We start from the raw sequence: 22,531 nt of genomic DNA, 5'->3' as shown, positions 1-22,531 counted from the left end.
CATTCAACGATAAGGATATTAATCTTGAATATCTTGCAAGAAAATCAGTCAGCTATTTCGCAAGCCTCATTTCTGAATGAAGAGACGAAAACCAGGGCTAGTGGTAAAACAGCCCGTTTCAGCGCTTTAGATATACAGCGCGGTCTGATCATGATGATGATGGCTTTTTCTCACGGCCGCGAATACATGGGGTCGGATAGTTATTCCAACTATCACATGGATGCTTCTCCTGCATGGAAGGGTGATTTTTGGATCGATTTTTTCCAGCAAGTGGGTGTATCGTCCATTGTCGCTGGTGGTTTTTTTATGATGATGGGCATCGGAATTCACTTTCTATGGCATTCTCGTCTGAAGGAAGGTTACCACCCCAATGAAGTTTGGCGATACTTGCTAACTCGTGGGGCAGTGATGGTAACCGTTCAGTTCACTATCATGGCTTTCTTTGAAACCATTTCCTCCGAGCATTTTTATTTATACGTAGGTGTTCTTTATGCCTTGGGCATATGCATGATGTTAGCGGCTTGTTGCTTAAGATTAATTGAAGCCATAAAACAAACTGCCTGGGGTAAAGCACATTCTGCTATCGAATATTGGCTGCCGTTAATGATTGGCGTCGGAATAATAATTATCAACCAGTTACTGGTGTTTCAGATTCAAGCCTCGAATATTTCTCCAACCTTGGGCAAAATTCTGTTGCTACTAGGGGGAGGCTATGACATCCAGGGGATTCATGTGGATTTTGATTTTATGCCCTTTCCCTGGTTCCCTGCAGTCGCCTTTGGACTCATTATTGGCAAGATCATTTCTCGTCGAGATGGGAAAAGCATTAAACTTTTGCAGTGGATAGCATTGGCTTTGCTGGCAAGCTGGTTTTTGATAAAAACTGCCTATTTACAGGGAATATTTTCCTGGGGTGACTATAAGTTACTGGTACCTGGTGAACATCTGGATTGGCGTGCGTATTTCTGCTCCAGTAAATACCCTCCCAGTCTTTCCTATTTCCTTTTTGCCTGGGGCATTAACCTGACAGGAATTCTGCTGTGGTTAAAACTGGAAAACCGTATCGGACACATACCCTTTGTTCTGCAGCCCTTGAAAACCTTTGGCCAATGCGCGTTGTTCTTTTTCATTTGTCATTGGTATCTCTATTATATAATTTCCATACTGTTACCCGCTAAACTCAGCTCGGCAGGTGGGCTCCTGGGCTTCTGGTTAGTGGGGTTGATACTCATGTATCCCGCCTGTTATTTTTACCGCAATTTCAAAATGACAAAATCCAAAGAGTCCTTATGGAGAATGTTTTAAGCCACAAGCTTGAATACCAATAGAACTTGTAGTTGCGTATGGCTGGACTTTGTCGTCCAGCCTCGATAATAGTTTGCATCTGACGTGAAAAAGCGCATAATAGTTGGTTTTTGACGAAATGAATTAAGCCAATGAAACTGACTGTCGAAAATTTGCTTACTGATGCGATTCACTCCCTGAAAGCCTCTAACATTATCCCAGCGGACGTTGAGGTTGAGATTAAAGTAGAACGCAGTAAAGACACTTCACATGGCGATTTTGCCAGCAATCTGGCCTTGATATTAGCAAAGCCCTGCCGTCAGGCTCCTCGTCAGCTAGCCGAGTTATTGATTAAAGCAATAGGCCAACCGGAGAGCATTGCAAAAATTGAAATTGCCGGCCCTGGTTTTATCAATTTTTTTATGCAAAAAGATAGCTTGTCACAGGTGATTGCGACTGTTTTGGAACAGCAGGAACATTATGGTCACAGTGATCTCGGCAAGCAGCAGTCTGTGTTAATTGAGTTCGTGTCCGCTAATCCCACGGGGCCTCTGCATGTAGGTCATGGTCGCGGAGCCGCGTTTGGCGCTACGCTTGCGAATTTGCTAAGTGCTGCGGGCTATAAAGTGAGCCGCGAATACTATGTGAATGACGCCGGAAGGCAAATGAATATTCTGGCTGTTAGTGTCTGGTTAAGGTATTTGACGCTGACCGGCGAGACGATTACATTTCCGGCCAACGGTTATCGTGGGGATTATGTTAATGATATTGCTGCTGCAATATTTGAAGAGCATGGCGATCAATATAAAAAGGCCTGGACTTTAATTAAGGAAAACCTGCCTGCCGATGAGCCCGAAGGCGGCGACAAGGAACTCTATATTGATGCGATTATCGAACGCTGCAAGCAATTACTGGGTCTTGATGGGTTTAAATATTTTCATAAAGCAGCGCTTGATTCTGTTCTGGATGATATTAAAGACGATCTGGAAGACTTTGGTGTTCATTTTGATTGCTGGTTCTCAGAACAGCATCTGCTGGAAGACGGTTCGATTGAAAAGGGGATCCAGGCTTTGAAAGATGCTGGGCACACCTATACCAACGAAGGCGCGCTATGGTTTAAGGCGACCGATTTTGATGATGAGAAGGACAGAGTGTTAGTCCGCGCTAATGGTCAAACGACCTATTTTGCCTCAGATGTTGCCTACCACTGGAATAAATATGATCGCGGTTTTGACCGTGTGGTTGATATTTTTGGCGCCGATCATCACGGTTATATTTCTCGAATCCGCGCAGCGGTTAATGCTTTGGGCCATGATGACAGTGCGCTGGATGTGTTACTGGTACAGTTTGCTATTTTATACCGTGGCGGGCATCGTGTTCAGATGTCTACCCGAAGCGGCTCTTTTGTGACTCTGCGGGAGTTGCGAGAAGAGGTGGGTAAGGATGCGGCTCGCTTTTTTTATGTTATGCGTAAACCTGAGCAGCATATGGACTTTGATTTGGATTTGGCCAAATCCCAGTCCAATGATAATCCAGTCTATTACATTCAGTATGCTCACGCGCGCATTAGCAGTGTGTTAAGGCAATTAAAGGAAAGAGGTTTAAGCTGGAGTCAGGAAACAGGCCTGGCGAATATTTCAAAACTGACTGAACCTCATGAACTGGCTTTGATGACTTTGATCAGTCGATATCCCGAAGTGATTGCTTCAGCAGCGGCTGTTTGTGAACCGCATCAGATTGCCTATTATCTGCGTGAACTCGCAAACGGGCTTCATAGTTATTACAATGCCGTGACTTTATTGTGTGAACAAGATACTCTACGTTCTGCAAGATTGTGTTTATTGACTGCTGTCAGGCAGGTCTTAAGGAATGGTTTACAATTATTGGGCGTATCATGCCCAGAGAGCATGTGATGGCAAAGGATTACGTAAGAAAGCGACAGTCACGACAACGAAGCAATGCGCCCCGGCAATTGCTATTGTTGCTGGCCTCTTTTTTGGGCGGTTATCTTACCGCCACGATTTTCGATTTTACCAGCTTGAGCGCATGGCTTAATAAACATGTGCTTGCTGCTCAGGAAATTCATCCTGAGGCAACAGTACCTGCTAAAAAGGCCGAAGCCCCAAAACCAAAATTTGAGTTTTATACCCTGTTGGCAAAAGATTCCAGTCCTCAGGTATTGGCTAACCGGCCAGGAGCCGGCACACCCCGTGCGATTCCCTCTACAAATACTCTAACCGCGCAACAAGCTGCACAACAGTCTTCTCAGGTAGCCCGAGTATCGACAGCGCCGGCAACTACCGCTAAAACGCCAGCCCCGGCAGCACCACAAGCAGTAACTGTTGCAGAAAGCAAACCAGTGATAGCTCCGGCAGCCAAAAATACGAAAGAGTATTACCTGGTGCAAATTGCTTCCTTCAATCGACGCCCGGATGCTGAACAAGTGAAAGCCAATCTGGTATTAAAAGGGTTTGATGTAATGATAACCTCTGCTCCACAGGGACAGGTTACCTGGTATCGGGTACTTCTTGGTCCCTATCGTTCTAAAGCGCTGGCAGAGAAAGCGCAGGCCGATGTGGCTCGCAGCGAGCATATGAAAGGAATGATTCGCAAAATGGATGCGTAAACCGTTTAGCATGTATTCCTTCGCGAAAGCGAAGGGTTTAATGGAAATGGATAATGTCAGGCCAGGGATGAATCACTTTCTACAAAGGGCAATTCATGACCATTATTTATCAATTTTCTATTCCTGATGTAACCTGTAGTGCCTGCACCCAGCCGATCGAAAACCGCCTGAAAGCGGATTTTAACCCAAAATATGAATATTATGCCGACCCGGCAAGCAAAACGCTTAAAGTGATTGTATGGGAACATAATGAAGAGGATGTTGAGCTGGGCGGCAAGATTTGTGGTTTTCTTGATGAGGAAATGTGTGTTACTTGCAGGTTTATGGAAAGCTATTCTCTAAGTTTTCAAACATTACCCAAAACCGGAACGACAGCGAAGCCCCAATTGCCTGCACTGGAATCAAATATCGAGGACGAAGACCAGAGCACGTTCTGGAAGCAGTTAAAGAATGGCTTAGTTTCACACTGGTTTCAGGGCAGTGTGGGGGTTACTGCCGGATTTGTCTTAATGATTCTATGTATTCTTTCAGGCGGACTCCCTCTGGCGGCCATGATTGCAATAGGCGGAATCAGCAGTTTACTGACATTTCTGATAGGCTTTTCTACATTCAAACAGGCTTATCTGGATATTTTCAAATCAAAAAAATTGAGTATGGATACTTTATTTGCAATAAGTACCCTGGTGGTTTTAGTGGTTTCGCTGGCCTCATTTTTTATTCCCTGGTTTTCCATGATGTTTGAAGCGGCCTTATTGATTCTTGGATTCCGTCATATAGGTCAGGCGGTTAAAAACTCCCTGACCAGACAGTTAATTACCGCGCAAGCCTTTGAAGATGATCTTCCTGAGTTTGTTCATGTCTATGAAAATGAACAATTGACAGAAAAAACACTGGAAGAGATTGAGAAGGGGGAGATTCTTTGTATTTTTCCAGGAGAGATAATCCCTGTGAATGGAATCTGCCTGACGGAAGGCTGCGAATTTTATACAAGGGAGATCAATGGTTATCCCCTGCCAAAAAAACTCAAACAGGGTACGGAGTTACTTTCAGGAATGCGTCTTACAAAATACCCCTCTCCCTTGATGATGCGGGTCAGTCATACAAAAGCTGAATCGCATCTTGCACATATGGATCATGCTTTAAAGATTGCAGAGATTTCCAAAGCACCGATTCAGCATACAGCAGACAGGCTTATGCAGTATTTCATTCCCTCGGTGTTTGCCATCGCAGCGCTGACTGGTCTTATCATTGGTCTTTTTTTTCCTCCCGTTCTTGCTATTCAATGCGCAGTTTCAGTACTGGTTTCTGCCTGTCCCTGTATTTTGGGCTTAGTTGTTCCTACGGCAATGAAAATAGGAATCCATAAAGCAGCCCAACATGGGGTTCAGTTCAGCAGTCCTGAGGCCCTGGAAACCGCCGCAAGAGTCACTGCAGTCGTTTTTGATCTCCATGGCACTTTAACCACCGGCATTCCGGTAGTAGAAAAAGTACAGTTTCTGGATCCTGTTCTGAATCAGAAACGCATATTTTCTTATATTGCCGCCCTTGAAAAAAAGGCGGAGCATTTTATAGGTGAAGCCTTGTTTGAGCACACTGCGGCTTTTGGAGAAGAGTATAAGTCTTTGCAGATTGAAAAGTTTAATAACAGGGATCACTCGGGAGTCAGCGGGATCATTGACGGGCTTGAGATCTGTATTGGTAATGAAGATTTTATGCGAAAACACAAGGTTGCTATCGATATTGATCCCAGTGTCCTCGATGATGCGGATTCTGTAGCCTATGTCGCCATTAACGGAAAACTGCAGGTGTATTTTAAACTGGTCGATCCTTTGAGAGAAGATGCATTCCGTACTCTGGAGATTATGAGAGCCAATGGTATCGAAGTATTCATCAGCACTGGTGCCTGTGAAGAAACTGCAAACCGTTACGGTAAACGCCTTAAGATCCCATCTCCTAATATCAGGGCAGGCAGAGTTGCTTTAGCCGGAAAGGACAAGGACCATTCTAAATCACAATTAATTAAAGAGTTGAAAGACTTGGGCTATGTCGTGGCAATGGTGGGTGATGCGGCGAATGATTCAGTGGCGGTCACTGATGCTGATTTTGGCGTGGGTGTTCAATCGCAATCCTCTCATGTGCTGACATTGAAAAAAGCGGGCGCTATTATCCAGAGCGGTTCGCTTTTACCCATTGCAACTATTTTTGCTGTCGCTCGGCAAACGATGAGTAATATTACTCAAAATCTGTATTTGACTCTGGGTTATAATCTGTTTGCGGTGCTGCTTGCCAGCACTCTATTGATTGCTGCAGGTTTTGTGCTCAATCCGGGAGTAGGTGCCAGCCTGATGATTTTGCAGATGGGTTTGGTTTTCTGCAATCTTTGGCGCTTCAAAAAACAGACGATACCGCATTTGCAGTCTTGCGATGCCCAGTTTGACAGTCAGTGCCGCGATTCCTATGCTGATTTACAGCAAACATTCAAACCCAATGATTTGGCTTTGGAAGAGTTGGTTGAGCCAGATGCTGGTGGCCTCAATTTTCATTCATACAAAGGGTATCAGCAGGAAGAGAAAATTAGCGCAGCTGCTGCGAAGGGAATGAGTTGCTGGTAGTAGTGATTGAAAATCCCCTCTCCCAAGTTTGGGAGAGGGCTAGGTGAGGGTTGATTTTAACCCCCCTCTCTCTAACTCTCTCCCCTGAGGGGCGAGAGGATTTCGTAGGGTAGAACTTCTTAAGTTAACACCTATTCGCTTCGCGGGGAGGACAGTTTAATATAAATTGAGCTTAACTTAATGGCAGTGCTGCTGCCAGGAACATTTATTTATTTCCCTGTTCTTTCATCATCTTTTCCATTCGCCGCTGGGTTTCTTCTTCTGAAACGTCCTCGATATGAGTTCCAATTGACCAGATGTGCCCGAAAGGATCAGTGAAAGTGCAGGTACGATCCCCGTAGAATTGATTTTCTAAAGGACGAGTAATCGTGGCCCCTTCTTTTTCTGCGAGTTTAGCCACTTCATCCACGTTTGGGACATAGACGTATAAGCCGACTGGCGAGCCGCCATAACTTGCCGGGCTTTTGGCCTGGGCTTCTTCGCATTCGTCAGCAAGCATAAATTTGGAATCACCGATACGAAGCTCAGAGTGCATAATGCGGTTGTCGGGACCATCCATACACATGACAACTTCTGCGCCAAGTACCTTTTTATAGAATTCCAGGGCCTGACGCGCCTCTTTGGCAATGAGATAAGGGGTGATGTGATTGTAATCATTTGGTTTATAATTAACGCTAGAACTCATAGCAGCTCCCTGTCTATGACTGTAATTGGAATTAACATACTAATAGAATTTTCGGTATTTGTCTTATATGAAAAAAATTGAACGTGAATTTTACGCCCGGGATACGACAATTGTGGCACAGGATTTACTGGGAAAATATCTGGTTCGCCACATTGGTAATGAACAGAAAATAGGGCGTATTGTTGAAGTGGAGGCTTATTTGGGGCAGCATGATCTTGCCGCGCACTCTTCAAAAGGCCTGACTCCAAGAACACGTGTCATGTTTGGACCAGCGGGCCATGCCTATGTGTATCTGATTTATGGGATGTATTACTGCACCAATATTGTCACTGAAACGGAGGGGAAGGGCTGTGGCGTTTTGTTGCGAGCACTCGAGCCTGTCAAAAATATCTCGGAGCGTACTCAAGGTCCTGGCTTGTTATCAAAAGCAATGGGGATCACCAAAGAGCATTATGGACAGGATCTCTTAAGCGATCACTTTTATCTTCTGCAGGATGAGCCAGGACAAACCCCATTTTCGATTGTTAAAACACCAAGAATTGGTGTTCATTACGCTAAGGAATGGGCAACCGAATTGCTACGCTTTTACATCAAGGATAATCCCTTTGTTTCAAGGAAATAACTGTCATGAGCTGCGAAAATCCCCGGTTCTGGGATCGCGCTCTTTGTTATCAAGGCGTCCTTCGTCCTGTTCGGTATCCAGTTTTTTATCATCGGCTGACTCGACCGCTGTCGGTTCTTCAGTTTCGCTGCTTTTATCGGGAGAGTCTTTAGGTTGATTCATTGCAAAATTCCTCGCTTGTTAATTTTCAAAGCGTCGTCTATCTTTAAATAGTTTTCTTTAATTATAGGATAGACAGAAGCCAGAGCAGTAATTGGACTCAGTCGTTTTATCTCTTCCAGGAAGGAGCAGATAATGAAAACATTGATATCTACAATGATTATTGCTTTCTGGTTTTCAATTTTTGCCTGCACAACGACGGAAACGACTCGCAGGGAAATGTCCGGGGTTGGTCATGAAAGCAGTAAAAATACAAAAACCGAGGAGCATGTGCATTCAGCCCAAGCCGCTATAATCGATGATCCAGGTCAGAAATAGTTCATCTAATACTAAAAATGTTATATTATTGTGCTCATTGATAGATTTATTGGGAAGTCGGTGAGCATTATTAATAAGATTGCGATGGGCCGGATCCCCAAAGCTTATCGCAGTGTAATGGGCTACTATCCTGATGTAATTCTTTATGAATGCAGTCAGAATCAATTTGAAAGCAAGTGGAAGCAATTAGCAAGAGCCAATTATATTTATACAGATGGTTATAAACTGCGCCCTGCGGGACGATGGCGCTACTATTTTGAATCGTTTAAGGGCTGGTTAGGGTTCACTAATCATTGCGATGAACACCTGGTGCAGTTATCACTGCGCAAGTTTGCTTATTATGGTTATTTAAAAGGATATCGGCCTCATGAGACGATAATAAAATACCCTTTGCCTCATCGTTTTCAGCAGTTGGCTTGCCAAAATCGGAGCTCTGAGGTTTCCACTGAATTGCAAAAAGACTTGCTCCTTTATTATCGAAATCACTCCTTTTATTTTCCTCAATTTAGCTCCGGGTGGGGAATATCTCCTCCGTCTTATTTTGGAAAAAGTTTCGCCGCGCTGAATTTATGGGATTTAATTCCCAGCCTTGACCCTCAGGATAGTCACATCATTACTCAAACAAGAGAAAATCTTGAGCCTGGTTTTTACCAGCGCTATTCTTTTCTGAGTGGCAGTCATTATGCAAAGGCAGTTGCAAAAGATTATCTGGATAAAGCGAAACAGGATAAGCAAAGCCTGTTCTATGGTTTTACTCCTATTAATTTGTTCATGGAGAATCCAAAGGTTAAAACTCAGAGAAATCTGGAACATGCCTTGTACTATGATCCCGAAATCTACCTGCAGGATTTGGAGATTTATATAGAGTATTTTCTGGAGAAGAAAAATTTCGCCAGTGCCGTTGACCTGATTGTTAAATTGAAAGATCTCAAAAAAGCCTGTACTTATTTAATCAAACACTTTAGTGCTGACCAACACATGGCTCTGGTGACTGCAGGCAGCATTTTGGCGATTGAATTGGCGAAACATTATCTAAGAGATGCAAGGAATATTGGCAATATTCGGCTGGCAATGAAGCTCGATCCCGAATTAGCTAAACGAGAACCGGCAGTAGTGTTTCGTGTGCTGGTGGCAGATCAACAATTTGAGGATGCGTATACGCTTTATCAGAGATGTTCTGATGGAATTAATTTCGATCGGAATTGCTGTTCACTGGCTTCCACCTATTTTCATCAGGAATCAGAAAAGAAATTAAAAATGGGTCGTGATTTCAGAGGATCGACTGATTGGGAAAAAGCAGCTTCCCTTTATTCGCAGGCTCTGACAGCCAGCAGACAGGCTTATGAACTCAATCCATGCGATGACAGGAATGAGCATTATACCAGTTCAAAACGATTCTATGCCCAAATTCTCGTCGATGCGGATGAATCCGAAAACACTGATATCTCAAAATGCAAGATTGCCCATATTATTTATGCGATTAAACTGCTCAAATCCTCTCAGCCAACAGACAGCATTGAAAAGGAATATCACTGCAAGGCTCTGGTTAAAGCACTGATGAGAAAAGTTGATTATTTTTGTGAGCTAATTCGCGTGCCGGCAACCTACTCGGCGAATTTGGATGTTCAGAAAGAACACCTTGCAGAGCATACAAAAAATTTTAAACGGATCCTGGAGTCCTTGAAGGAAATAGTGACTTTATTAGAAGGAACAAAAAACCGGGAGCAGAAATTAATACTGGGAAAAGCTTATTTTCTTTTGGGTGATATTAATTATTTTTTTAATTTAAATGAAAATAATCTGCAATATTTTAGAACAGCAGTGGATACCGTACCGCTTAATCCTTTTTATAATTTACGCTATTACGAAAGGTTGGTTGTCAAGCAGGAAACCTATAGGGATAAGGGTATTGAAAGGCTTAAAGAGCTGGGATTCGAAGTTTTTGACTGGCTGGACTGGGATAAAGAACGCTGGGATCAAAATTTTCGCATTAGTAATATAAAGCAAATTCATTTGCTTGAAGAAACCGCAAAATCACCAGGATGGTTTTCAAGTTTTAGCTTCGGATAGTATAGAGCCTCTGCTTTTGCATAGAGATAATGACATATCCGAACTAACTTAACTTCCAAGACCATCATCTGGAGCCGGTGGAACTTCCGGGGGGGCTGAAGCGGGTGATGGGGCCGACGGAGGTGCACTGCCTGCCAGAGTTGACATAACGTCTGTCGCAAATACCGTCGCGCCAACGGCTATTTTAGCACCAGCCACAGCGGTTAGTGTAGTGCTGATGACTTCTGTGATATGTTCAACAGCAGAGGAACTGGCTTCTTCTGCTGCTGCAGCTACTCCTTCTGAAACCACGCTTCCTGCGCCGACAGCTGCAGCGGCTTCACCCGCTGCAGCAGCAGCAGCAGCTGCATCCGGGCTTGGTATACCCAGACTGATCAATGCGCCGCCGATAGTAACATTACCAGTCACTCCAAACTCAGCGCTGTCAAAAGCGGTAACCGCTGCGGAAACGTTCGTCGCAGGACAGTCTATTGTTAAACTGGGCGCCACAATTTTAATGCCAGATGGGTCAATGATCAGCGATGATCCGCCCACTTGAAGCATGATCATGCCAAGCGCCTCCTGGATTATCATAGGAGAGGTGTGCAAACTGGTCGCTGAATCATCCGTGTATTTAAATCCCTGGGTTATGTGCATTGAAAAAGGACCCAGGTACTGAATGAATCCTCCCAGGACCGATTTAATATCGATTCCTGTAGTATCCGTAATATGGCAGCCAGTGTAACTTTTTATAGTGGCGCCCAGATGATAACTGCCGGTGAATCCTTTTACAGAGTTAATATGGGATCCTAAGGTGTGCAAGGCAAAATTACCATTAACCTCCGTAATCATGTGCTTCCCAATGGAGCTCATTACATTTTGATCAATGAAATTGTATTGACTTTGGTTGATCTGGACAGTTTCATTCCCTTTGACCTGGTAGTTTGTATCCTGATGGCAAACCATCGTAGCGTTCCCTTTGACGAAACGGGTGTAATCCTTGTCTACACTAAGCGTTTTATTCTGTTTGACAGTTATATTGGCGTCTTTACCAATATAGGAGTTTGAGTGGCTTAAAGTGCTCAGATAGTAGCCCATATCCTGCTGCGATTGAAATATGTTGTCCGTACCCAGAATCATGGTGGTATTATTGTGAGGAGTACGCAGTTTTATTCCCTGAGTTTTCCCTTTTTGTTCATTGATAAAGAATACGTTGTTTTCCTTCGTTTGCAGTCCCATATAGTGCTGGTTATCACTAATAATCAGATTCCGATGAGTTGAATTGTCAATAGCGCCTAAAAGAATAGGCAAATCCGGATTACCAAAATGAAAACCGATAGCAACTTCCATTCCCTTACGCATAGGCAGGCTGAAAGCGTATTTGTCGCCAATATAACTTTCCAGCTTGCGGACCCAGCGGGAGCCCTTTCCTGGCCCATCATCACTGATGGCAATACGAAACTTGTAATGCCCTTTCTCATTAATCTGGACAGTATCTTCACCTCCTTCATGGTCTACGAAACCGGGGAGTACGCCGCTGATGCGGGGAATAGGCGTCTGAAGAACGGAGCGAAAAGGGATTGCCTTATCGATTGCACGGTAGTCGCAGGAGAAATGATCCTCCGCTGCATCAATAGCGACTGAATGATAGGAAAAAAACGATTTTTTCTGCGAGCCGCTATATTTGGCGTGGATAATCAGCATCGGCTTATTCAAATGACCGAGCTTAAAATGCTGGTGTTGTATAAAACTGCCGGGATTGATCAATGCTGCACTGGCGGTGCCATTGAAAATCTCTTTTTGCCACTTGAAGCTCTCGGCAATCTGATTAGCGATACGCTGGTTTTCTTCCTGGCTTTGAACATTTTCAGCCCAGTAAACAATCTCTCCAACTCCCTGGGGATCAATGGCTGCGGAAGAATTGTAGGATTTGGAGGATTGTTGATAATTGTACGATTTTACTTTGACTTCAGCAGGCTGGGAGGCGGTGGTAAATTGAAAATCATAAATCAGGTTGGCCATGGGGTCGAACTCACTATCCATTGTATAGCCGTGATAGAATAGTCGATTGATGTCCTTATTCAGTTGTAATGTGGAGTTACTGTCGGTGATAACCAGAACTTCATTATCAGCAGTGTGTTCAAAAAAATAGAATAAACCTTCGTGCTCCATCCAGCGAGTCACAAATTGCCAGTCGACCTCATTGTACTGAAATACGAATTCGCGTACAGGATGAGAATTCACAAGATCAAATCGGACATGATTAATATTATTTCGCTGAAAAACATGCCGCAGAATTTCCTCAATTCTTTTTTCGAGATAAACATGGGTACGTCTGGTTTTTTGCAGGCGAGTCACTTCAGGTTGAATAATCATCTGGTACACATAATATTCATCGAGACTGTCTGTATGGCTGAAGTAATGGACGCGGCCGTGCAGAGAGCTTTCGGCTCCCCCTTTGGTCGTAAAAGTCATCTTGGCAGGATGATTAATAATTTCATTACCGAGAATGAGGCGTTTGGATGCAAGCTCAACACGAAACTCATAGAGTTCTGATACCCCCATCGTCCCTTCAAACTGCAATATTTCGGTTTCACTGCCTTCAAAAAGCGCACCGTGCATTCGGGGCATAAGAATCTGATTTTGCATGCAATTCTCCATATACGTCATTAACAACAATAGCTATTGAGTTATAGACTGTCAACTGGCTATAAGGGGTTAATGGTGCTGTCTTAAGGTATTAACCCCTACTCCCTACGGCATTCCCTCTCACCACTACGTTCCCCGCTTTATGCGGGGAATCCAGTGTTTCTTTAAGAGTTTTCTGGATCCCTCGGACAAGCCGAGGGACGTAGAAGCTAAGAGCAGACTGTGTTTTGAGATGTATAGATACCAAACAGCCATGGGGCATAGGTAAATATCTAAAGGCAGCACCTTTTCATTGCTGTTAAATTTTTGAAAAGATTCTGAATTGGCAGAAAAATTAATAATTTGTGCTATGGTTAATTTATAAGTTCAGAATTGGACATACTTTTTGGAACAACGGAGAGGAAAATGGCACGCAAAGATCAGTCTGTGGCCCCGAAAGAACGGGTCAATATTGTGTACAAGCCCAGCATCGAAGGGGCTGATGAAATAGTGGAACTTCCCCTAAGGCAGCTCGTGTTAGGTGAGTTTACAAATAAACCATCCAAACTTCCTCTGGAAAAAAGACAAACAGTCAGTATCAACAAAGACAACTTCAATCAGATTTTAAAGCTTCACGATATCAGAATAACCACAAGAGTTCCCAACCGCTTAAGCAATGATAAGAATGATTTTATTCCGCTGGATCTGAAAATTCAGTCCCTGCATGATTTTGAACCTGACCATCTTGTCAAACAGGTTCCAGAGTTAAGAAAACTGATGGAATTGAGAAATGCTCTTAAATCCCTGAAAGGGCCCTTGGGTAACACTCCGGAATTCAGAAGAAAGCTGGATGCTATTGTTAAAGATCCTGGCATGAGAGATAAATTATTAAAAGATTTGGGTATTGAAGAGAAAAAAGATTCGAAAGATCACTAATCAATAACCCAATTTTGAGGAGATAATGATGGCTGATATGAAAGAAAATCCGGGCAAGGGCCAGGATAAATCAATAGTTCATGATTTGTTGTCAGGGATTGAAATTTCCCCGGAAGAAGAGCGGTATGAAGTAACCAAAACCGGGATCCGCGCGTTCATCGATCGTATTGTTGAAGAACATCGAACTGATGAAGCGGTGACTTCGGCGATGGTTGATGATGTGATTGCTGATATTGATGCCCAGTTGTCTGTGCAAATGGATGAAATCCTGCATAACCCGGAATTTCAGAAACTGGAATCGGCCTGGCGGTCATTAAAATTCCTGGTTGATCAAACGAATTTTCGTGAAAATAGTCAGGTCGACTTTATTAATGTGACCAAAGATGAGCTGTTTGAAGATTTCCTGGACTCTCCCGAAATTGTGAAATCAGGCTTGTTCAAACAGGCGTATAGTTCAGAGTATGGCCAGTTCGGTGGTAAACCTTATGCAGCCATTATTGGAAATTATACCTTTGGACCTTCACATAAAGATGTGGCCCTGCTTCGTAATATTGCCGCAGTCAGTGCAATGGCGCACGCTCCCTTTATTGCAGCAGCAGGTCCTGAGTTTTTTAATATCAAATCAATGACTGATCTGCCTACATTAAATGATATCGCGGCCATTTTTGAAAGCCCTGTGTATGCGGAGTGGAATGGTTTGCGTGAGTCTGAAGACGCGCGCTATATCGGATTAACCTTGCCCCGATTTATGCTGCGCATGCCCTATGATGACAGAAGTTATAATCTTCGCACTTTTAACTACAAGGAAGATGTCAGCCATGGTGATGATGGCAGCTTTCTATGGGGTAATGCGGCATTCGCTTTCGCAGGACGCCTGGCCGACAGTTTTGCCAAATACCGTTGGTGTGTGAACATTATTGGTCCTGAAGGCGGTGGTACAGTTGATAATTTACCCTGCTATTTCTTTGATGCCATGAAGGAAGTGCAAAGCAAAATTCCTACCGAGCTGTTGATTTCAGAGCGACGTGAATTTGAGTTGTCTGAGCAAGGGTTTATTCCATTAACCATGCGGAAAAACAGTAACAACGCCGCCTTTTTCTCGGCTAACTCGATCCAAAAGCCAAAAACCTTTGTCGATGTCAGCGGAAATAAGGAAGCGGAAGCCAATTATAAACTGGGAACTCAATTCCCCTACATGTTTATCATTTGCCGCCTGGCTCACTATTTAAAAGTTATGCAGCGTGAAAAACTGGGTATGCATAAAGAAAGAGTGGATATGGAGCGCGAGCTGAATGAGTGGATTGGCAGTTATGTGGTGGATATGGAAAATCCGGTCGCCGAAGTAAGAGCAAAAAAACCGCTGCGTTTTGCCAAAGTCACAGTGGAAGATGTTGCCGGGGAACCTGGATGGTATAAATCCACTTTAATTGTCAGACCTCATTTTAAATATATGGGCTCTTATATTACTCTACAATTAGTAGGTAATTTAGAAACCGCCGCTTAAGGAGAAAATGGCTATGCAACAACCGGAACTTAATGTCGTACCCTTGTTGCCGGAAGGCGAAGTGGTACGCACCCAGTATAAGCTGATGGCAAGAATAACAACGACTGCGGCAGGCGTTATCAAGGGCAACAGCTCCGTTAAAGGCTATGAGCAATGGGTACAGGCGGTGGACTTTAAAACATCAACTGTCAGAAATTTTGACGCTCAGGATCAGCTGATTGGTGTTCCTGATGCTAAGTTTTTCCGACTGACTACACTCTGGGATGGCGGTGGTATTGTTCCTTTAACGCAAAGTATTTTCACAGGAGAAGATGTAACGACCTGTGATATTCACTGTCTGCGTTCAGGTCCTCAGGGGGAAGTACAACCTGCTGTACTGATTACTCTGAGTCAGGCGAAAGTCCTTGAGGTGGATTATGTTTACTCTCATGTGGCAGGCCCCCTGGTGATTGTTGATTTGCATCCCGTATCATTCAAGATAGTTGACAATCTCAATCGTTATGAGTTTAGCTGGAACTTAAGCCGATTGTCTCGCGAAGCATAAACGACGGCTTGATTAACTGATCCATACTTAAATCACTGTGACCCGGCTGCCTGCAGCCGGGATTTCTATTTAAGGAGAGCCTTGTGAGAGGGGAGCGTTTAACCGAGCGATTAAGGCGATGGGCCAGAAAAGATTCCAGGTCTCTGGATCAGTCTGAACCTGAAATATTAGTCGAGTCAATAAGAAAACATATCGAGCAGATCCTGTCAACCCGACAGGGTAATGCGCCGATTGATGACAATTATGGCTTATCTCAGTCACCAGCGCTGGTAGAGGATTATTCTCTGGCTCGCAAGGAAGAACTGGCAGAGCATTTAAGTCATCTGATTAAAACCTACGAGCCCAGAGTGGCCCAGGTTAGAATAAGCAACCTAATCATTAATCCTGATAAACAGTTAATCACTTGCCATATTGATGGAACCTTAAAAAAACCTTTTGAAGAAATATCGGTTTATTTCACCACGATTCTGACAAGTCATGGTAGAGTAATAGTGAGACTATAGTGCCTGAAATTGATTATTAATCATTGCCCAGGTTTTACATGCTGAAGGATAAGCCATGATTCTCGATTACTACCAATCTGAACTGAGTAAGATAAAAAAACTGGCCAAGGAGTTTGCTTCTGCCTATCCTGCTATTGCTCCAATGCTAAGAGAGCAGAGCACTGATCCTGATATTGAAAGGCTTCTGGAGGGGGTTGCATTTTTAACCAGTCAAATCCAGATTTTGCTCGATGACAATTTGCCGGATATGGTAGATGATTTAACTCAGCTTTTCTTTTCTCAGTATTCCAGAGCCTTGCCCAGCACTTCCATCATCCAATTTATTCCCAAACCTAATCTGGGAGAAGCAATCTACGTCAAAAAAGGAACGGAGCTGGCTTCCATTCCTGTAAATGGCACGCAGTGCCTGTTTCGTACCGTAGTGGATGTGGCGGTTGAACCGGTATTGATTGAACAAATCGTATTTAAAGAGTCACTTCAGGGTGACAGCCTTCTGGAAATCAGTTGCCAGCTTTGCGGTGTTACCTTGCAAAACTGGAAAGGCAAAGAACTACGTTTTTTTATAAAACAGCCCTGGGAAGAGGCTTGCAATACATTTTATATGCTGCAGCGCTATGTAAAACGGATCATTTTACGGGCTGATAATGAAAAAGAGTATATCCTGCCGCTTGAAAATCTGGTTGCCTGTGCTCTGGAATCAGATGATCCCTTATATCCACTGGCATTTAAAGATGACAATACGCATTGCATTCTGCATCAGTATATTAACCAGCCTTATAAATTTCTGTTCTTCAAGTTAAAGGGATTTGATAAATGGATAAGAGAAACGGATGCCTTGAGTTTCAGGATTTCGCTTGAGTTTAAAGACATCCCTGTCTGGTTTTCTCCTCCAGAAACAGGCAATCTGATTTTGCATACTGTTCCGATTATCAATCTGTTTGAGCACCATGCCGAGCCTATTCAGCTCGATCATAAGAAGCCGGAGTATCGCGTTATCCCCAGTGATAATGCCGATCAACACTATCAGATTTATGAAGTAAAGCAGGTGATAGGATATCGCCAACGCGAAAAAAGGCAGATAGTGTATGATCATGTCTTAAATTTTAATGACGAGCTGGATTTAAACAAAAAATATACGATACATAATCGCCCCTCGATAAGCGGCAACGGGCGGGATATTTATTTAGGTTTTTTTTACAATTTTGGCCAGGAGTATCCGGTTGACGAAACCCTTTCCGTGACTTTAACCTGTACGAATGGAGATTTGACTACCCTGCTGGATGAGGGGGATATTACCCGTTTTACTGACAGTTCGCCCGAGAATTTGAGTTTCACCAATATTATACCGCCCTCGTCCAACATTCCGCCGCTCCATAATCAGGCCTTGATCTGGAATTTTCAGTCCTTGCTAGTGCTGAATTTTGTTCAGATACTGGATAAAAACTATTTAAAACAAATTGTTAATCTTTATCTCTATGAAAAGGGCGAAAATTACCACCTGAACATGAGCCGAATACAGGGTGTTGAAGATATTCTGGTTGAAAAGAGCAGGCGTTTGTATCTTGCTGAAATGATTGCTGGTGTGAACATTACATTAATATGCGAGCCAGATCACTTCAAAAGTATTGGGGATATGTACTTGTTTGGCTGTATCCTGGATATTTATTTTTCACAGAACTCACCGATAAATACATTTACTCAACTGAATTTAAAAAATTCACGTACTAAAGAGACCTGGAAATGGACACCAAGATTGAACAATCCTCACCAGAAATAGTTAAAAAGCTTTTAGCTCAGCCGAAATCTTTTAATTTTTATCAGGCTATTCGGCTACTTAATCATGAAATTGAACAGGAAAGATTGCAAGGAATTCCCGCAAGTCTTGATATCGTTCCCTGGCTAAGCCTTGCCTTTCCTGAAACCGATATTGAAGACATAAAAAAAAATCAGAATAAATATATTTTAACCGCTACTTTTTTAAGTTTGTTTGGTACCACCTCTCCATTGCCAACCTTCTATACAGAGCAGCTGATTCAGGATGAGTTTTATGAAATAGGAGAGGTAAAATATTTGCTCAACATTATTCATAAGCGATTATATGACCTGATGTATGGTGTCTGGTCTAAAAACAGGATAATTGAGCAGTTCGTTGAACATCATAACCGGGAAATAGAGGATGCACTTTTTGGTCTGATTGGTTTGGCGCTTACAGAGGTTAGGGAAAAAATTCCTCATTATCTGCGCTTGTTAAAATATTCCGGGCATTGGATTAATACTCATCGCAGTTTGAATGGCTTAAGAAATTTTCTGACTGATTTTTTCAAGGTACCCATTGAGGTGAAATCATTTTTTCTTGCCATGCAATCAATTCCTTATGATCAGCGCTGTCATATTGGGCATAGCAATCATCAGTTAAATCGTACTGCCTATCTTGGCAGCAGGATCAGAGCTAGCAGTAATAATGTGCTGATTCGCATCGGCCCCTTGAATGCTTCCGTATTCCCTACATTTTTAATTGATAGTTCCAATATTAACTTAATGCAATTATTGCTTAAACTTTATGTCCGTGAGCCTTTTAATTACATGATGGAAGTGATTCTTGACCGAGGCTCACTTCATGGGATGCAATTATCGTCAAGCATGTATCCTTTGGGGGTAGCCAGTTGGCTTGCTCCTGAGAAAGAGATTGAATCCTTCACGGTAAGGTACTGGCTTAAAAGCAGACTGTCATGAAGAAATGCCAGTCTAGGTTCAATAGTTCTGATAACAGCGGCAGGTAATCATGTTAACCGTCAATTTAAAAGCTTTGCTGGAGCGTCTGAATGACTATACCGCTCTGACACTCGAGCAGTCAGTTAATTTATGTATGCAGAAAACGCATCGGGAAGTTACTATTGATCATTGGTTGAGTGAATTACTCTCCAATCCTCGCAGCGATATCAGTCTTATTCTTGAGCAACAGGCTCTGGTGCCAGACAGCATTCGTTTTGATATTCATTCCGGTATTGATAAATTGAAACAGGGGCACAGGGGAAAACCCAGTTTCTCGGTTTCTCTTTTTGACTGGATGCAGGACGCCTGGCTCATCGCAACTTTAGAGCAAAAAGTAGAGAAAATACGTTCAAGCTCTTTGTTATTTGCTCTGATTAAAAAGCACAATCATTATCCCACCCATATTGGAAATGAAATTTTTGAGCTTCTGCCTTTGGAAAGTCTAATGAGCCATTGGCAGGCGGATACAATGGAGTCTGTCGAACGGGATATCTCGCAGTTAGGTTCAAACGCAGAGTCTCCTGAGAATCAATCCCGCCTTGGGGAGTCTCTACAGCAGTTTTGTATCAATTTGACCGAAAAAGCCCGAACTGGACAAATAGATCCAGTGTTCGGCCGAGAGCGTGAAATTCAGCAAATGGTTGATATCCTGGGGCGGCGGCGTAAAAATAATCCAATACTTGTGGGCGACCCTGGCGTCGGTAAAACCGCGCTGGCTGAAGGGCTTGCTTTGGAAATCAGCAAGGGGAATGTTCCTGATTTTCTAAAAAATACCAGTATTCTTGCTTTGGATTTAGGCTTACTGGAAGCTGGCGCGAGTGTAAAGGGCGAGTATGAAAGACGCTTGAAAGCGGTGTTGAAAGAAGTATCCGCCGCCAAATTTCCAATAATCTTATTTATTGACGAAGCGCATACTCTGATTGGTTCAGGGCAGCAGCAGGGTGGGCTGGATGCTGCCAACATCCTGAAACCGGCTCTTGTTCGCGGTGAATTGTGTATTATCGCTGCAACAACCTGGCATGAATATAAGAAATATTTTGAAAAAGATGCCGCCCTGGCAAGACGATTTCAGCTGATTAAATTACAGCAGCCGGACATCGAGGACACCATTCGTATTTTGCGGGGATTGCAGCCAATATATGAAAAAGCACATGGTGTAAGCGTTCGTTCTGATGCCTTGGAAGCAGCGGCAGAACTGTCCACCCGCTATATTTCCGGACGACAGCAGCCTGATAAAGCGATTGATCTGATAGATACAGCGGCAGCGAGAGTAAAGATTAATCTGAGTGCGAAACCGGCCGAGGCCAGTGCTATGGAAAATCAAATTGAAGCACTTGAGCAGGAGTTGGGCAGTCTAAGTAAAGATAAAGAACAAGGCCAGTCCATTGATCCTAAAAAATTAAGGGCATTGAAGCAGGAAATTAAAGAGAACAAAGCAAGGCTCGATGCAATTCAGAACGATTGGGAGGAGGAGAGTGCTTTAATTAGTGAGCTACTGGCTATCCGTGAGGAGATTTCAAAAAAACCAAAAAAAAGCAGCAGCTTACAGAAAAGGCAACAGGAGTTGATCAACATCATGGGTGAGCGAAACATCTCGTTAATTGAGTATGAGGTTTCACCAGAACTTGTCGCAAAAGTTGTTTCAGACTGGACCGGCGTGCCATTAGGTAAATTGCTGAAAAACGAATATTCCGCTCTGCTTACGCTCGAGCAGAGTCTTGAAGAGCAAATCAAAGGCCAGCATGAAGCGATTGAGGTGATTTCACAAAAGTTGAAAGCTGCGAAAACCGGTTTAAGCTCTGTCGACAAGCCTTCCGGTGTGTTTCTACTGGTGGGACCGAGCGGTGTTGGCAAAACTGAAACTGCATTGGCCATCGCAGAGCGAGTTTTTGGGGGCCGTCAGTATTTAACAACTATTAATATGTCTGAGTTTCAGGAAAAACATTCGGTCAGCCGCCTGATAGGATCACCTCCGGGCTATGTGGGATTTGGTGAAGGGGGTATGTTAACAGAGGCTGTACGTCAGCGCTCCTATTCAGTAGTACTCCTGGATGAAGTTGAAAAAGCGTCACTGGATGTCATGAATTTGTTTTATCAGGTTTTTGATAAGGGCAGTCTGACTGATGGAGAGGGCGAGGAGGTCAATTTCAAAAATACAGTAATTTTTTTGACTAGCAATTTAGGCAGTGATCTGATTCTTCGGTCTGATAATTTATCACAGCAACAATTAACCAAGCTAATCTGGCCAATTTTATCCGCGCATTTTCAGCCTGCATTGCTTGCCAGAATGACTGTCGTCGTTTATCGTGCATTGTCGCGGGCCACTTTAAAGGACATTACTCGCCAGAAACTTGAGGCGTTTAAAATGCAACTGGTTCGCACGCATGCTATCAAGCTCCAGTTTAAAGAGGCAATAATTGATTATCTGGTAGATCGTTATAATGAGCCTGAATTAGGGGCAAGAGAAATTGAATTAACCTTGCATGCTCAAATAATGCCTGCTCTGGCTAAGTATATTCTTGAGGCAATGACAAAAAACAGAGAATTGAATGCCTTACTCCTTGAAATTGTGAACGATGAGATAGTGATACGCGAATAGTCTTGGCAAGTTGCTTGCTATTTCAGATATTCTATTGATATCATTAAGTTGTCTAGCATTACCTGCAAATAATTAAAATAAGAAAGGGAATGTCGGTGTTTAAGAAAATATGTTTACTCTCTGTGGTATTGCTAACTGCCTGCACAATGGGCGGCAATACGAAACAACCCCAACTGGCAGATTCTTATCAGGATAATGCTATCCTTATGCGTATTGAGGCGAGTAAAGATCTCAATCTGTATAACGATCAAAAACATACCCTGAAGCTTGTAATTATCCAGGTAGAAAAAGTTGAAGATGTTCAAAAGCAGTTGATGTCTTCTGATTCTATCGCCAAACTTCTTGACAGCGCTGATGATTCTGAAGACTCCAAGAACAAGGCCGGCGACAAGCAAGTATACATGCACACCTTGTTTATCACACCGGGCAGCAAAAAAGTGTATACCTTCCCCCGCCTGGCTGGTGCAAGGCGAATTATAGTAGTTGCAGGATATTATGATCTGGTACCCAATCAGGTAGTCCGAGTATTTGAAATTCCTGTATTTGAAAACTGGAAGCCTGTAACCTTCTGGGAAATGAATCGTAAAATGGGCCGTATTGCCATATGTTTAATGCTGGGAGCGAAAGGAATTAATTTTACTGACAGCACATCAAAAGAAACAACTAGTGAATCTCTGAAATAGGATAAGC

General features: G+C 43.3%; 18 protein-coding genes. 15 read left to right on the top strand and 3 right to left on the bottom strand.

Annotated elements, in window-relative coordinates:
• The first annotated feature begins 24 nt into the window (after positions 1-24).
• The 4 genes from E1O89_RS10420 (at position 25) to E1O89_RS10405 (ending at position 6,522) form a co-directional block, all read left to right on the top strand.
• On the top strand, positions 25-1,305 hold the full coding sequence (locus E1O89_RS10420; protein WP_165483128.1) for a heparan-alpha-glucosaminide N-acetyltransferase domain-containing protein: 1,281 nt from the start codon (positions 25-27) through the stop codon (positions 1,303-1,305).
• 122 nt (positions 1,306-1,427) lie between these two features.
• Positions 1,428-3,197 carry an arginine--tRNA ligase gene (argS, locus tag E1O89_RS10415; protein ID WP_410054769.1) on the top strand — a complete coding sequence of 590 codons (1,770 nt, stop codon included), beginning with the start codon at positions 1,428-1,430 and terminating at the stop codon, positions 3,195-3,197.
• Entirely contained in the window at positions 3,197-3,910 is a 714-nt protein-coding gene (locus tag E1O89_RS10410; protein WP_165483127.1) for an SPOR domain-containing protein, read from the top strand. Before argS ends, E1O89_RS10410 begins: the two co-directional genes overlap by 1 nt.
• Positions 3,911-4,005: 95 nt before the next feature.
• A complete protein-coding gene (locus tag E1O89_RS10405) occupies positions 4,006-6,522 on the top strand; it encodes a heavy metal translocating P-type ATPase (RefSeq protein WP_133140106.1) in 2,517 nt (838 codons plus the stop codon).
• A gap of 205 nt (positions 6,523-6,727) precedes the next feature.
• Here E1O89_RS10405 and E1O89_RS10400 read toward each other — a convergent pair whose 3' ends face one another.
• On the bottom strand, positions 6,728-7,207 hold the full coding sequence (locus E1O89_RS10400; RefSeq protein WP_133140105.1) for a VOC family protein: 480 nt from the start codon (positions 7,205-7,207) through the stop codon (positions 6,728-6,730).
• Positions 7,208-7,274: 67 nt separating this feature from the next.
• Between E1O89_RS10400 and E1O89_RS10395 the strand changes: the two genes are divergently transcribed.
• Entirely contained in the window at positions 7,275-7,829 is a 555-nt protein-coding gene (locus E1O89_RS10395) for a DNA-3-methyladenine glycosylase (RefSeq protein ID WP_133140104.1), read from the top strand.
• Positions 7,830-7,832: 3 nt separating this feature from the next.
• Here the strand turns inward: E1O89_RS10395 and E1O89_RS15445 are convergent, their stop codons facing one another.
• Positions 7,833-7,991, bottom strand: a complete 159-nt coding sequence (locus tag E1O89_RS15445; protein ID WP_157072295.1) for a hypothetical protein — start codon at positions 7,989-7,991, stop codon at positions 7,833-7,835.
• Positions 7,992-8,123: 132 nt separating this feature from the next.
• Here E1O89_RS15445 and E1O89_RS10390 point away from each other — a divergent pair, with 132 nt between their 5' ends.
• A complete protein-coding gene (locus tag E1O89_RS10390) occupies positions 8,124-8,306 on the top strand; it encodes a hypothetical protein (RefSeq protein ID WP_133140103.1) in 183 nt (60 codons plus the stop codon).
• A gap of 60 nt (positions 8,307-8,366) precedes the next feature.
• Entirely contained in the window at positions 8,367-10,376 is a 2,010-nt protein-coding gene (locus tag E1O89_RS10385; protein WP_133140102.1) for a hypothetical protein, read from the top strand.
• A 48-nt stretch (positions 10,377-10,424) separates the two neighbouring features.
• Here E1O89_RS10385 and E1O89_RS10380 read toward each other — a convergent pair whose 3' ends face one another.
• Positions 10,425-13,004, bottom strand: coding sequence for a type VI secretion system Vgr family protein (locus E1O89_RS10380; protein WP_165483126.1), 2,580 nt, complete (start codon positions 13,002-13,004; stop codon positions 10,425-10,427).
• Positions 13,005-13,409: 405 nt separating this feature from the next.
• On the opposite strand from E1O89_RS10380, the gene tssB reads away from it, so the two are divergent.
• The 8 genes from tssB (at position 13,410) to E1O89_RS10340 (ending at position 22,524) form a co-directional block, all read left to right on the top strand.
• Positions 13,410-13,919, top strand: coding sequence for a type VI secretion system contractile sheath small subunit (gene tssB, locus E1O89_RS10375; protein ID WP_133140100.1), 510 nt, complete (start codon positions 13,410-13,412; stop codon positions 13,917-13,919).
• Between the two features lie 28 nt (positions 13,920-13,947).
• Positions 13,948-15,423 carry a type VI secretion system contractile sheath large subunit gene (tssC, locus tag E1O89_RS10370; RefSeq protein ID WP_133140140.1) on the top strand — a complete coding sequence of 492 codons (1,476 nt, stop codon included), beginning with the start codon at positions 13,948-13,950 and terminating at the stop codon, positions 15,421-15,423.
• Between the two features lie 7 nt (positions 15,424-15,430).
• Entirely contained in the window at positions 15,431-15,967 is a 537-nt protein-coding gene (locus tag E1O89_RS10365) for a type VI secretion system tube protein Hcp (RefSeq protein ID WP_083499222.1), read from the top strand.
• 83 nt (positions 15,968-16,050) lie between these two features.
• The gene (tssE, locus tag E1O89_RS10360; protein ID WP_165483125.1) at positions 16,051-16,470 is read left to right on the top strand and encodes a type VI secretion system baseplate subunit TssE; all 420 of its coding nucleotides are present in this window, start codon (positions 16,051-16,053) and stop codon (positions 16,468-16,470) included.
• Between the two features lie 55 nt (positions 16,471-16,525).
• A complete protein-coding gene (gene tssF / locus E1O89_RS10355; protein WP_133140099.1) occupies positions 16,526-18,247 on the top strand; it encodes a type VI secretion system baseplate subunit TssF in 1,722 nt (573 codons plus the stop codon).
• Entirely contained in the window at positions 18,211-19,203 is a 993-nt protein-coding gene (gene tssG / locus E1O89_RS10350) for a type VI secretion system baseplate subunit TssG (protein WP_133140098.1), read from the top strand. The genes tssF and tssG overlap by 37 nt, the downstream gene beginning before the upstream one ends.
• A 49-nt stretch (positions 19,204-19,252) precedes the next feature.
• The gene (gene tssH, locus E1O89_RS10345) at positions 19,253-21,841 is read left to right on the top strand and encodes a type VI secretion system ATPase TssH (protein WP_133140097.1); all 2,589 of its coding nucleotides are present in this window, start codon (positions 19,253-19,255) and stop codon (positions 21,839-21,841) included.
• 95 nt (positions 21,842-21,936) lie between these two features.
• A complete protein-coding gene (locus E1O89_RS10340; protein WP_165483124.1) occupies positions 21,937-22,524 on the top strand; it encodes a type VI secretion lipoprotein TssJ in 588 nt (195 codons plus the stop codon).
• Positions 22,525-22,531 lie beyond the last annotated feature (7 nt).

Source organism: Legionella genomosp. 1, assembly GCF_900640215.1.
Taxonomy (GTDB): Bacteria; Pseudomonadota; Gammaproteobacteria; order Legionellales; family Legionellaceae; genus Legionella_C; species Legionella_C quinlivanii_A.
This window is presented reverse-complemented; position numbering and strand designations above follow the sequence as displayed.